Annotated in this window: 10 protein-coding genes and 1 tRNA gene; 3 read left to right on the top strand and 8 right to left on the bottom strand. The window is 68.1% G+C overall.

Annotation, left to right across the window (positions count from 1 at the left end):
- Positions 1 to 170: 170 nt before the first annotated feature.
- Complete coding sequence (locus tag HWX55_RS06465) at positions 171 to 986, top strand: phage tail tip lysozyme (RefSeq protein WP_175974855.1); 816 nt, start codon at positions 171 to 173, stop codon at positions 984 to 986.
- A gap of 192 nt (positions 987 to 1,178) precedes the next feature.
- Here the strand turns inward: HWX55_RS06465 and HWX55_RS06460 are convergent, their stop codons facing one another.
- Together HWX55_RS06460 and HWX55_RS06455 are read right to left on the bottom strand one after the other, a co-directional pair.
- The gene (locus HWX55_RS06460) at positions 1,179 to 1,538 is read right to left on the bottom strand and encodes an HrpB1 family type III secretion system apparatus protein (RefSeq protein WP_175974853.1); all 360 of its coding nucleotides are present in this window, start codon (positions 1,536 to 1,538) and stop codon (positions 1,179 to 1,181) included.
- A 19-nt stretch (positions 1,539 to 1,557) separates the two neighbouring features.
- Positions 1,558 to 1,863, bottom strand: coding sequence for a hypothetical protein (locus tag HWX55_RS06455; protein ID WP_027782660.1), 306 nt, complete (start codon positions 1,861 to 1,863; stop codon positions 1,558 to 1,560).
- A 283-nt stretch (positions 1,864 to 2,146) separates the two neighbouring features.
- Here HWX55_RS06455 and HWX55_RS06450 point away from each other — a divergent pair, with 283 nt between their 5' ends.
- Together HWX55_RS06450 and HWX55_RS06445 are read left to right on the top strand one after the other, a co-directional pair.
- Entirely contained in the window at positions 2,147 to 3,856 is a 1,710-nt protein-coding gene (locus HWX55_RS06450) for a hypothetical protein (protein ID WP_175974851.1), read from the top strand.
- Positions 3,857 to 4,061: 205 nt separating this feature from the next.
- Positions 4,062 to 4,916, top strand: coding sequence for a formyltransferase family protein (locus HWX55_RS06445; protein ID WP_175974849.1), 855 nt, complete (start codon positions 4,062 to 4,064; stop codon positions 4,914 to 4,916).
- A gap of 156 nt (positions 4,917 to 5,072) precedes the next feature.
- Here HWX55_RS06445 and HWX55_RS06440 read toward each other — a convergent pair whose 3' ends face one another.
- From HWX55_RS06440 to fdhE, 6 genes are all read right to left on the bottom strand, one after another.
- Positions 5,073 to 6,203, bottom strand: coding sequence for a hypothetical protein (locus HWX55_RS06440; protein WP_175974847.1), 1,131 nt, complete (start codon positions 6,201 to 6,203; stop codon positions 5,073 to 5,075).
- A gap of 154 nt (positions 6,204 to 6,357) precedes the next feature.
- On the bottom strand, positions 6,358 to 6,846 hold the full coding sequence (locus HWX55_RS06435) for an HrpB1 family type III secretion system apparatus protein (protein WP_175974845.1): 489 nt from the start codon (positions 6,844 to 6,846) through the stop codon (positions 6,358 to 6,360).
- 572 nt (positions 6,847 to 7,418) lie between these two features.
- Positions 7,419 to 7,514, bottom strand: a tRNA-Sec gene (locus HWX55_RS06430).
- Between the two features lie 32 nt (positions 7,515 to 7,546).
- On the bottom strand, positions 7,547 to 9,472 hold the full coding sequence (selB, locus tag HWX55_RS06425) for a selenocysteine-specific translation elongation factor (RefSeq protein WP_175974843.1): 1,926 nt from the start codon (positions 9,470 to 9,472) through the stop codon (positions 7,547 to 7,549).
- Positions 9,469 to 10,908, bottom strand: coding sequence for an L-seryl-tRNA(Sec) selenium transferase (selA, locus tag HWX55_RS06420; protein ID WP_175974841.1), 1,440 nt, complete (start codon positions 10,906 to 10,908; stop codon positions 9,469 to 9,471). Before selA ends, selB begins: the two co-directional genes overlap by 4 nt.
- Before the next feature lie 71 nt (positions 10,909 to 10,979).
- On the bottom strand, positions 10,980 to 11,915 hold the full coding sequence (gene fdhE, locus HWX55_RS06415) for a formate dehydrogenase accessory protein FdhE (protein ID WP_175974839.1): 936 nt from the start codon (positions 11,913 to 11,915) through the stop codon (positions 10,980 to 10,982).
- Positions 11,916 to 12,056 lie beyond the last annotated feature (141 nt).

Below are 12,056 nucleotides of genomic sequence, written 5' to 3'. Positions count from 1 at the left end.
TGCATCGGCATCGCGGCCGCCGCCCGGTTCGGCGGTTCGGCAATCCGGCGACGGCTTCGCATCCGTCAACGCGCTGTAAGCGCCGGGCAATAAATTAGGTTTCGCGGGCGGCCGCTCTCGGCCCTCCATCGGCAGCTGATGAATAACGTCATCCTCACGCGGAGAAAATCATGTCTACCACGGCAGTGCAAGGCTATAACGCCGGTTATCTGAACGGCATCGACGATGTCGGCGGCAGCGGCGGCACGAACGAATCGCAGCTCGCACAACTGCTCGAGTTGCTGATCGAAGAAATCAAGCAGATTCTCGATCCCTCCAGCCAGAATTCAGGCGATGCGGGTGGTGTGGGCGGCATCGGCGGCGGTGCGCCTTCGTACTCCGCGCCGCCCGCCTATGCCGGCGGTGGAGGCGCCGCCCCCGCTGGCGTAAGCGGCGGTGGCGGCCAGGGCGGTGGCGGCGCGTCGCCAGGAATAGGCGGCGGTGGAAGCGGTGGCGGCGGCCACGGCGGCGGCAACACGCTGCCCAATGTATCGGGCGGCGACGCCGCGCACGCCATCGCACAGGACCTCAAATCGCGCTACGGCCTGACCGACGCGCAGGTCGCCGGCGTGCTCGGCAACCTGCAGCAGGAAAGCGGGCTGAAAGGCAACGTCAATCAAGGCGGAGCGACAGGCGCGCCCTCCGGCAACTTCGCGGACGACAACGCCAACGGTTGGGGTCTTGCGCAATGGGGCGGCACACGCAAACAAGGCGAAATCAACTATGCGAAGGAGCACGGACTCGACCCGGGCAGCCTCGAAGCCAACATCGGCTTCATGAATCAGGAACTCGACACGACATACAGCAAGACGATCACGGACATCAAGCAGACGACGACGGCGGACCAGGCGGCACTGGTCTGGGACAAGGACTACGAACAGGCGACCGATCCGCAAATGGAAAACCGCAACAAGTACGCCGAGCAATTCCTCGCGCAAGGTCTGTGAACGCGAACGCGTCCGCCCCCCGGGGCGTTTGAAGCGCGCACGATCCCGCCCGATGTCCGGGCGGGATTTTTTTGCCCGGCATTTTCCGCCGCGCGACAACGCCGCTCGTCGGCAATACATGGACGACGCGGATTCGAGGGAAACGACGCGATGGGATTCGCCGAGCGGGGCCGAAGGCCCCGGCAGCGACCATCAGTCTCTTTCGAGCAGGCGCCGCATGGCAGCGCGCACGTAGGGATCGGCACTGTCCTCGTGTGCCGTCGCATAGCCATGCCACGACGGATCGTCGAGGACTTTCAGACAGATTGCCTTCAGTTCGGGCGCGCGATCGTCGGGCAATCCGTTCACGATCTGCCACGCTTCGTGCGGACGCCCGCGCACCAATGCGATCGTCACGGCGAACACGTGCACCTCGCGCGTTTCGGGGTAGACATCGTGCATGCGCGCCAGCAGCGCCTCGGCCTCGTCCAGCTCGTTGGCCTCGATATGCTCGATGATCGCCTGCGCGATGGCCGGCGCATCGGCCGGCAGTTCGGTAAGAAGCTCCATCATGCTCGTCACCGTCCGTGCATCAGGCTGCGCCAGTGCCTGAGGTCAGCGTTCGCACCGCCTCCTTGCCGCCCGCCAACGCGAGCGCGGTAGCGGCGCCCTCCGGCGTCAGGTTTTCCGCGAGCGCCGTGCCGCCCTCGAGCGCCTCGAGCCCACCCTTCGCAATGGCCCCCGCCCCCGCAAGGGCTTCCTTCGGGTTGCCGCTCAGCAGCCCCTTGCCGAACGTCGCCGCGCCGTGCAGCGCGTTGCCGACACCATGGAGGACATCCCCGGCAGCCTTGGTGACATCCCCGACTACGCTCTTCACAATATTGCCGATGAAGCTCATTCGTTTTCTCCTTGATCGTGAACGAAACGCGCGTTCGATGAAACGCGCGACACCGAACCGCGTGAAGGCGGCCCTCGTTCCAATCTAATGAATGCGGATGCGAAAGCATTCGCGCGCGCGAAACCGCACCGCGAAAACCGAATGAGCGACACCCGCGAGACGGCTCGGCGGCATGCCGCCGCGAACCCGCTTCGCCAATCCGGACGATGCTTCGCGCGGTTCACGGGAGTGTCATGACCGGCCCGCACAGTCCAGTCCATCTTGTCTCCTGGTCGAGAACATCATGGCGCCCCCACCCAAGCTCGAGCTCCGGTCGCATGCGATCGAATCCGCCGCCCTCACCCGCACGGCGAGCGACCCCGGCCCCTCCACGGGAGCGAAACCCGCGCCGGCGCCAACCCGGCGCGCGAGTGCCGGCGCGCTCATCGACGAACTCGGCAGCCTCGGCAAGCGCCCGTGCGCGGAAGGTCCGCCCGCCGCGCCCGCTGCTCCCAGGCCCGCGGCGGCTATCGCGGCGCAGAAGCCCGGTGTCGACGACATCGGCGCATTCGTGCCGGGTGCCGGCAGCAAGGGCCGGCGATTCGCCGATTTCGCGCACGCGATGGGCGTCAACCGCAAAGGCATGACGTTGACGGCCTTCGCCGCCAAGCGGCCCGCGAAAGACGGCCTGAACGGCGCATCGACGGCCGCGCACGGACAGTTCGGCTACGACGCGGCGCCCGCGACCGACCTCGTGAACGCGCTGGCCTCGGGCTCGAACGCCGCCGCCGCGCATTCGATCCATGGCCGTTACGAAAACAAGGTCAAGGCGATGCTCGCCAGCGACGTCGAACGCTTCGAGCACCCCGAAAAACGCCCTCCGGGCGGGCCGATCCCCAACCAGGTCGACAACCTGCTGCTGACGAAAAACAGCAACGGAGAATGGCAATACGACAAAGGCAAGCTCTCGCGCATTGCGCGAGACGACGCGCATCCGCTCACGCAGCATGCCCGCGACGTATTGACCGCCATGAGCATCGCGGAGAACAAGGGCAAACAACGTAACGGCGCGCTCTACCAGTCGGTCACGTCCGCCATCGGCCTGACGGCAAGCGGGCTGCTCATAGGCGGCTCGCACGGCGCGCTGGCGCCGCTCGCGGCATCCGGGCACCTGACCAACGCGGTCAAGGAAGCGCTCGATTTGAAGAAGCCGTTTGTCGAAGGCCGGCAAAACCTGCGCAATGCGAAAGCCGCCACGATTCAACGCTACGTCGACACGGTATTGGCCCCGCACGACTACACGGGCCAGACGCGGGACGAGCGCCTGCGCGCGGCGCTGCAAGCGAGCCGCACGAAGATCGACGATCTGCGCGCGATGGAGGCGCGGCCGGAGGACGAAGGCCTGCCTGCGGACTTGCGCAGCCCGCACGCGCAGGCGGGCATCTATGCGTCGCTCTATGACGATGCACGCCGCTACGCCAACAGCACGACGTCGTTCGGCAAGCGTTTGATCTCGGGCATGCACGCCGAAGACAAGGCGAAGGTACACAAGGATGCCGAGCGCGACATCGTGGTCAAGCACATTCTGTCGATGGTCACCCAGAGCATCGGGCGCCTCGATCCAGCCTCGCTTGCGGCGCTCGCGGGTGCCGACATGGCAGTCGATGCGTCCGGCTCGCAACGCGCCAGGCAGGCGCTCGCGATCGTGGCCAACCATCCGCGCGCGAGCCGCAATCGGGATCTGATCGCCGCGCACACGCTACTGATGGACAGCGGCATTCCGAAGGGCGAAGCGGCGCTTCTGCTTTCGCAGCTTGCCCGCGCGCGGCGCGAAAAACCGCAAGCGGCGCCGGCGCCGCGCGATACATCGGCTTCCAGCCCGAGCGCCGCACCGCTGACCGAAAGCGAGCGGCTCAAACAGATCGCCAACATCATCGGGCATCCCGGCCTCACGGCAACCGCCGCCAAGACGGCGGAGGACGCCATCAAGAAAAACCTCGGGCTGAGGTCTTGACGCGCGGCGCGGCATCAGGCGCAATAGCGACGCCGTCGCCGCGGCACGCAGTCGGCGATTGATTTGCCGGTTCGCGGCACTCGACGAAACTTCGGAATGCGCGGGCGGCCCTCCACCGTGCGCGCTTACCGTGAAGCGGGGTGGCCGTCGGCCGTCATCGCCGTCCATGCCGCCATGACCTTCACTGCGAAAGGGAGAACCGATCATGCGATTCGCGTTCGCCGGCTTCGATCGCTGGCGCGTCGTCTTCGACGCGTTCGTGGCCGCCGGCTGGGAACCTGTGGCGCTCTACTCGATTCCGGTCGACAACCGGCTCGACTTCAATAGCGAGCTCGTCGAGCGCGCGGACAAGCTGCGCATTCCGGTGCAGCTGTCACGCATCGAGGAAGACGATCTGCGCTGGCTCGCCGAACGGCAATGCGAGGCGCTGATCGTGGCCGGCTACAACTGGAAGATTCCGGCGTGGCAGCCCTATCTGCGCCATGCGGCGAACTTCCATCCGTCACCGCTGCCCGACGGGCGCGGCCCGTACCCGGCCATGCGCGCCATCCTCGAGGGGCGGCGCGAGTGGGGCATCAGTTGCCATCGAATCGATGCCGATTTCGATACCGGGGACATCATCGATTCCGAATGCTTTCCGCTCGATGCCGACGAATGGCACGAGACGCTGCAGCTGAAGCTGCTGATGGCCGCCCGTCGGCTGGCCACGCGCGTGGCCAGCGACTTCGATCGGCTTTGGAACGAACGGCGTCCGCAAGGTGCGGGCAGCTACTGGCCGCGCCTTGCCGATGCCGAGCGCACGATCGATTTCGCGCAGCCCGTGGCCGAGGTGATGCGCGTCGTGCGGGCCTGCGGGAACGTCGAATCGATCGCGCCGCTCTTCGGCACGACCGTCCACGTGCGGCGCGCCACCGCGTGGCAGGAAGCACACACGTACGAACCCGGGCAGATCGTGCATCAGTACCGGCGCTGGGTCGTGGTCGCCGCGCAGGACGGCTTCGTCGCCTTGCTCGAATGGAGCCCGCTGAACGCGTCCCTTCGTCAGCAGATGGGGGGCTGAATCCGGACATCGGTTGCGCCGGTAAACAACGAAGCGGCCGCGCTGCGGTGTTTCGCAGCGCGGCCGCTGATTGTCGCCGATCGTCGCTTCCTGCAGCCCCCGATCGGCGGCCGCTCGGGTCGCCGATCGGGATGATCGCCGGAACGGCCGGCGACGTTACTTCGTGCTGACGCCGGCGATCGTACCCGTGTGAATGCCGGTGATGTTCTCGAAGGCGACCGCGGCGCGCGTCTTGCCCGGCGTCAGCACGTTCGCGCCGCCCAGCGCATCCGAAAGCGCCTTGCTCGCGTCGTGGCTGATCTTGCCACCGCCATGCGCGTTCGCCGTCTGCTGCAGTTGTGCGCCGATCGCCGCCGCATCCGACTGGCTCAGCTTGCCCGACTTCACCGCGTTGGCGAGCGTCTTCGCCGCGGCATTGCCGTCGCCGTGCGACAACGCGCTTTCCATGGCCTGGAAGTCGGCGCCATCCTGCGCGTTGAAGTTGGCCAGCGCCTTGCCTTCGTCGGCCATCTGCAGCGGCTTGCCGTCCTTCAAGAGGTCGCCCGTACCCGGCGTGAAGCCTGCCGTCGCGCCCGTCGTCGGCAAGCCACCCGTCGTCGGCAGCGTATTGGTGTTCGCCGGAAAACCGCCCGTGCCGGGCAAGCCGCCGGTCGTCCCCGGCTGCGCCGCCGCGCCGCCCGCGCCACCCGTTGCGTTGCCCGCCGCGCCGAGTCCGCCTTGAGCCGCCCATTGGAAATTGCCGACCGCGGACTTGCCGTCGGTGCCCGCCACGTCGTGCGTGTCGATCTGCTGGTAGGCACTCGGGTTCGCGAGCATGGTCTGCGCCGCTTGCTGCACCGTGGGCGGCGTGCCGCCGTCGGCGTTCGTCGCGAGTTTGTACATCGTGTTCGGGTCCGACGCGTTGATGCCATGCTGCCCCATGTACGAGGCCAGCACGCCCGCCGCGTTTTGCACCGTCATCCCCCCGGTGCCGCCCGGCATGGCGCCTGCGCCGCCCCCCATGCCGCCGGGCGTCGCCCCCACACCACCGGGCGTGGCGCCCATACCGCCGGGCATTGCGCCCGCGCCGCCACCGGGCATGCCGCCGGCGCCGCCCGCACCGCTCGGCATGCCGCCGCCCTGCCCGTTCTGCCCGCTCTGCATCTGCTTGAGCAACTGGCTGATGAGGCCGATGAGATCCTTGAGCACGTCCTGCGTCGAGCCTGTCGACGCACCGTTGGTCAGCCGTTGCAGGTAGCTCGCCGGATCGGTGGGGTAGGTGGTCATATTCGGAACGTTCAGATTCATGATGTTTCCTTCCTGTCGGGTAAGTGTTTGCTTGACCGTGGGTACTACGAAGCAAAGTCAGTCTAGGTTGCTGTCGCTGCTACAAGCGCACCGATGCGAAGGCTGCAATCGAAATGCGAATCGCCCGGCGCGCGGAAAACGTGAAAACGGATGCTCATGCGCGGACCCACGTCATCGACGCGGAGAATCCGCTGTCGCCGGCCGGCACGCCGTGCGTGCTCGTCGGCGCGTCGGTGGACGCATGCGCTTGAACGCCGACGTCGAGCTTTGCCGCACGCTCGAGCAGACGCGCGCCGATCTTCGCGCCCTCGATGCTTTCGCGCTGGTCGGCTGCGCTGAGCGCATAGCTGTGCCACAGCGGGTCTTCGAGGCCGAACAGACACACCGCCATCAGTGCGGTATGAAGCCCCGAGCGCTTCGCTTCGGTGTCGTCGTCTTCGAGCACGCGGCGCGCGTCGCCCCATGCCTGGCGCCGGACGTAGCGCCACGCGGCGACCGTCCCCGCCCCGGGCCACCTGGGCCAAAGCACGCGGATCGCTTCGAGGAGATCCTCGAAGTCGGCTTCGTCGTCGAGCTGCGAAGCCGTCCACAGCACCTTGGTTAGGCCGCCGGCAATCTCGTCCCTGCATCCTGTGTAAGTCACGATGTCCTCGTCTGCTGGAGTGCTGCAATCAAAAAGCGCACGGCGGCGCCGCGCACAGCCGTGCCGCGCTTGCTGCCGGCTCGTGCGGTGGACGTCCCCTGGCGGTTAGTCTCTTGTATCGGGTCGGCTTTCGCCGACGCGATGCGAACGGAACGATCGGGATGCGAAGCGAGCACGGAGAAGAAAACCGACCGCGGCGATGGGATCGATCGGTGCGATAGGCCGGATCGTTCGCCGTGTATCGAAACGCGGAGGATTTGCTCGATGCTCGGCGTCGAAGAACGCTCGCAGCCCGCCGGGGCCGTCGCTCCAGTTCACGGATGAACGCTGGCGGTTCTTCCCAAGGAAGCGCTGGACGATTGCTTGACGTGCGAACGCTGCTTCGAGCGTGGCAACACAAGCTGTAGATGATCGACGTACCGCGCCGGATTCGCGCCGATGCGATGGCCCAAGACCATTTGGGCGTCGAATATTGCGTTGATACGGCCGCGTACGCGACGTGCGGTTTCTGGCTTCTCCGTCCATCTCGGTTGGAGCCGCGGAAACCGCCGGAATGCGCGCAAAGCCATGACTGGCGGAAGGCAGCCAGAGTCGAACTGACCCGGGAGTGTCTGACACCCCCAACTGGATTTGAAGTCCAGCCGTACCACCGGATACGAATGCCTTCCGTGGGAAAAAGAAACCGAAGAACGACGAGCGCCTACGCCTGAATACCCACCCAACCGCTGTCAGGCCGCAGGTAGTGAAGATCGCGGTGGAAGCGAGTATACCCAACCCGATCGAAGAACTCGAGAATCTGGATCGCGCGCTTGCGACCGAGCCCCGTCGCGTCGCGGAACGTCGCCGCATCGAGCCCGCCGCCGCGCGACGGCGCGAGATGCGCGACCAGCTCCGCCAGCTCGCGCGCGACGTCCGCATGATAGAACAGGTCGCGCACGACCTGCTGCACGTCGCCGCGCCGTGCGAGCTTGCGCAACAGCGCGCGCACCGCGTCCTCGGCCGCGCCCGTGTCGCGCGCCAGGTCGCGCACCCACGGCGGATCGAAACGCCCCGCATGAATCAGCGGCAGCAGTTGCCGCGCCAGCGCTTCCTCGCGCGGCTCGAGGCTCACCGAATGCGACGGCAGATGCAGCCACGGCCCGCTGCGCACGACTTCGCCGCCGGACACCAGCGCGTCGACGAGCGCGCGCCACAGCGCATCGCTCGCGAGCGGCGCAGCCATCCGCCGCAGGCGCGCGGCGTCGAGCCCCTGCTCGTCGGGCATGCGCTCGTGGTACGCATGCAGCGTATCGACCGCCCACGTCTGCAACGCACGCCAGTGCGCATGCGAAATCACCGCGCCTTCGTTCGACGCGGCATCGCGTTGCCCGATCGCCAGCGCATCGCCGGGCAACGCCAGCACATTCGGCGCGAACCCCGTCAGATGCGTGAGCGTCGCGCGCGCGATGCCGAGCGGCGCCTGCGCGAGCAGCGCATCGACGCGCCCTTCGTCGAGCCACGCCGCGAGCGCATCGAGCCACGCGCGGCGCGCAGGCGTACGGCGCTTGCGGGCCGGCCCGAACGGATCGAGCACCCGGCCGCCGCCGACGGTGCGCGTCGCCTGCGGATTGCGGACGATGAAACGGTCGCCCGGCAGCGCGAACACCGGCTCGTCGAACACCAGTTGCACGCGCATCCGCTGGCCGGCCGCGAGCGTGTCGCCGTCGAGCAGCGCGACGTGGGCCACACGATGCAGCGTGCCGAGATGCACATGCAGCGGCGCCCAGTGGGTCAGCGTCAGACCGGCGTCCGAGAGCAGCGTCAGCTCGACGTCCAGGCGCGGCGACGTCGCGACGAGCCGCGCATCGGCGACGGTGTCGCCACGCTCGACGTCGGCCTTGTCGACGCCGGCCAGGTTCAACGCACAACGCTCGCCCGCGCGGCCGGCCTCGACCGGCCGGTTCTGCGCATGGATGCTGCGCACGCGGGCCGCGCCGCCCGTGCGCACGATCGCGAGCGTGTCGCCCGTCGCGACGCGGCCCGCGAACGCGGTACCCGTCACGACGGTGCCCTGCCCGGCAAGCGTAAACACGCGATCGACCGCGAGCCGGAACAGCCCGTCGTCGCGACGCGTGCGCCACGCGATCGCCGCGTCGGCGAGGTGCTGCTTCAACGCGGCGACGCCCGGATCGTCGGCCACGGTCGCACGCGTTTCGAAGATCGGCACGCCGGCCAGCGTCGAATCGTGCAGCCACGCGGCGATCTCGTCGCGCACCTCGGCGACGCGCGCGGCATCGACGCGATCGCATTTCGTCAGCGCGACGGCGCCATGCGTGACGCCGAGCAGTTGCAGGATCGCGAGATGCTCGCGCGTCTGCGGCATCACGCCGTCGTCGGCGGCAATCACGAGCAGCGCGAAGTCGATCCCGCACGCGCCGGCCGCCATCGTATGAACCAGTTTCTCGTGGCCCGGCACGTCGATCAGGCCGAGCACGTCGCCATTGTCGAGCGGCGTATACGCATAGCCGAGCTCGATCGAGATGCCGCGCGCCTTCTCTTCCTTCAGACGATCGGTGTCGACGCCCGTTAGCGCACGCACGAGCGTGGTCTTGCCGTGGTCGATGTGCCCCGCGGTCCCGACGATCATGCGGCGGGCCCCGCGAGCGGCACGCATTGCGCGACGAACGCCGCTTCGTCGGCCGCTTCGAGGCAGCGCAGGTCGAGCCACAGCGCGTTGTCGGCGATGCGGCCGATGACCGGGCGCGGCCATTCGCGCAGCCGCTTCTCGAGCTGCGCGAGCGCGCGGCCGCTGCGCTTGCCGTCCGCCGAGCGCACCACGAGCCCGGCGCTAGGCAACTGGTCGACCGGCAGCGCGCCGCTGCCGATCTGGCTGAACATCGGCTCGACGGTCACGTCGAAACCGCTGCCGAACGCAGCCTGCAACGCGGGGCGCACGCGTTCGGCCGCGTCGGCGATCTCGCGCTGCGGGCGCGTCAGCAGGCGCAGCGTCGTGAGCCGGTCGCGCAGGAATTCTGGCGACTGATACAGACGCAGCACCGGTTCGAGCGCCGCGAGCGTCAGCTTGCCGACGCGCAGCGCACGCTTGAGCGGATGCTTCTTGATCTTCGCGATGAGCGCACGATCGCCGACGATCAGGCCGGCCTGCGGGCCGCCGAGCAGCTTGTCGCCGCTGAACGTGACAACGTTTGCGCCGGCGGCGACGGTTTCCTGCACGGTCGTCTCGTGCGGCAGGCCCCATTGCGACAGGTCGGCCAGCGTGCCGCTGCCGAGATCGACGGCGACCGGCACGCCGTGCTCGCGCGCGAGCGGCGCGAGTTCGGCGAGCGTCGCCTCCTTCGTGAAGCCGCTGATCGCGTAGTTGCTGCAGTGCACCTTCATCAGCAGCGCCGTGCGCGGGCCGATCGCGTCCGCGTAGTCGCGCAGATGCGTGCGGTTGGTCGTGCCGACCTCGCGCAGCTTCGCGCCGGCGCGGCTCATGATGTCGGGAATGCGGAATGCCCCGCCGATCTCGACCAGCTCGCCGCGCGACACGACGACTTCCCGCTTCGTCGCGAGCGCCGACAGCGTCAGCAGCACGGCCGCCGCGTTGTTGTTGACGACGGTCGCCGCTTCCGCGCCCGTCAGTTCGCACAGCAGAGCGTCGATCAGGTCGTCGCGGTCGCCGCGGCGTCCGGTGGCGAGATCGAACTCGAGGTTGACGGGCCGCGTGAGCGCGTCGACCACCGCGCGCACCGCGTCGTCGGGCAGCAGCGCGCGCCCGAGGTTCGTGTGCAGCACGGTGCCGGTCAGGTTGAACACGGCCCGCACCGCGCCCGCGCTCTGCGCGGCCAACGTATGCGCGACGGCCGCGGCGATGCGCGGCTCGTCGAGCGGCTCGGCCGCGGCGGGATCATGCTGCGCGGCCGTGCGCCAGCGTTCCAGTTCGGCGCGCACGGCATTCAGCACGCGCGTGCGGCCATAGTCGGCGACGAGCGGCTGCAGCGGCGCCGACGACAGCACGCGCTCGACCGACGGCACACGCGCCAGCACGGCATTCAATTCATTCACACCCGGTTCGGTCACGTCGTTATCGCTCCAGTCTCATGCTTCGCAGTCGGCCGGGCCGACGCTCGCGCACCGCCCCGGCCCGTACGTCAGTCCGCTTCCCGCGACACGTCCGGCCACAGCAGCGGGTTCGGCGAACTGCGCTGGTAGCCGGCTTCATTCATCAGCAGGTCGAGCGTGAGGCTCGCGAGATCGTCCGCCAGCGGCTCGAACTCGTAGTCCTTCTCCTGATAGCCGATCTTGCGATAGGTCTTGCATTCGTCGCACGATTCGGCCTTGACGGCTTCGCTGCCGCCTTCGATCCCGTGATATGCGATGCCCTTCGTCGAATCGCAATGCGAGCACTTGGTGCGCACCATGTGCCACTCGGTCGTGCACAGCCCGCACTGCAGGAAACGGTAGCCCTGATACTGGCCGCCGACCCGCACGACGCTCGCAACCGGATGCGTGCCGCACACCGGGCACAGCCCCGGCTGGTCGAGATACGGAACGTCGGTCGGCGTCACGCGGCTCGCGAGGTCCGTCCACACGACCTGCAGCGCGGCCATCAGGAATGGCGCGGTGGCCGGATCGACTTCGGCGAAGCGCAGCGCGAGGATCGCGTCGGCCTGCGCGTCGAGCTCGGCGGGCGCCATCAGGCGCAGCCGGTCGAGCAGCTTCGCCAACTGCGGATTGACGAGCCCGGCGCTTTCGACGCGGTCGAGCAGTTCATACAGCACGGCGCGCCAGCGCGAATCGCGCTCGCCGTCGAGCGCCGGCACGAGCGGCATCGAATGTTCCTGCGCGCGTGCGATCGCTTCCTTCGACGGCAGCGGCAGCTCCAGCGTCTGCAGCGTCGCGTGCTGCGCATCGGCGACGGTGGCCATCAGCCGCAGATAGCCGCTGATCGGGTTCAGGTCGGCAAGCTTGCGCAGCCGCGCGGCGCGCGCCGCGAACGCGGTCGCGCGCTCCGGCAGACGAAAGCGCGGAATGGCCGAATGATCGAGTGCCGAGATCTCGGTCGGCTCCAGAATGCGTTGTGTCACGAAAATATCTTCCAAGGGGGCTGTTTGCGCATGGAACGCGCATGCGTTGCCACGAGAAGGGCCGCTCGCGAGGCGCGCGACGCCGCGAATACTGACGTATTCGCAAGGAGCGCAACGTGGCGAGCGGCCCTTCTCGTGGCA

It is taken from the genome of Burkholderia sp. BCC1047, from assembly GCF_902833155.1.
GTDB lineage: Bacteria > Pseudomonadota > Gammaproteobacteria > Burkholderiales > Burkholderiaceae > Burkholderia > Burkholderia sola.
This window is presented reverse-complemented; position numbering and strand designations above follow the sequence as displayed.

What these genes read in the sequence shown, in the direction of transcription:
- HWX55_RS06465 (WP_175974855.1), top strand. Translation starts at nt 171, where the DNA reads ATGTCTACCACGGCAGTGCAAGGCTATAACGCCGGTTATCTGAACGGC.
- HWX55_RS06460 (WP_175974853.1), bottom strand. Translation starts at nt 1,538, where the DNA reads ATGATGGAGCTTCTTACCGAACTGCCGGCCGATGCGCCGGCCATCGCG.
- HWX55_RS06455 (WP_027782660.1), bottom strand. Translation starts at nt 1,863, where the DNA reads ATGAGCTTCATCGGCAATATTGTGAAGAGCGTAGTCGGGGATGTCACC.
- HWX55_RS06450 (WP_175974851.1), top strand. Translation starts at nt 2,147, where the DNA reads ATGGCGCCCCCACCCAAGCTCGAGCTCCGGTCGCATGCGATCGAATCC.
- HWX55_RS06445 (WP_175974849.1), top strand. Translation starts at nt 4,062, where the DNA reads ATGCGATTCGCGTTCGCCGGCTTCGATCGCTGGCGCGTCGTCTTCGAC.
- HWX55_RS06440 (WP_175974847.1), bottom strand. Translation starts at nt 6,203, where the DNA reads ATGAATCTGAACGTTCCGAATATGACCACCTACCCCACCGATCCGGCG.
- selB (WP_175974843.1), bottom strand. Translation starts at nt 9,472, where the DNA reads ATGATCGTCGGGACCGCGGGGCACATCGACCACGGCAAGACCACGCTC.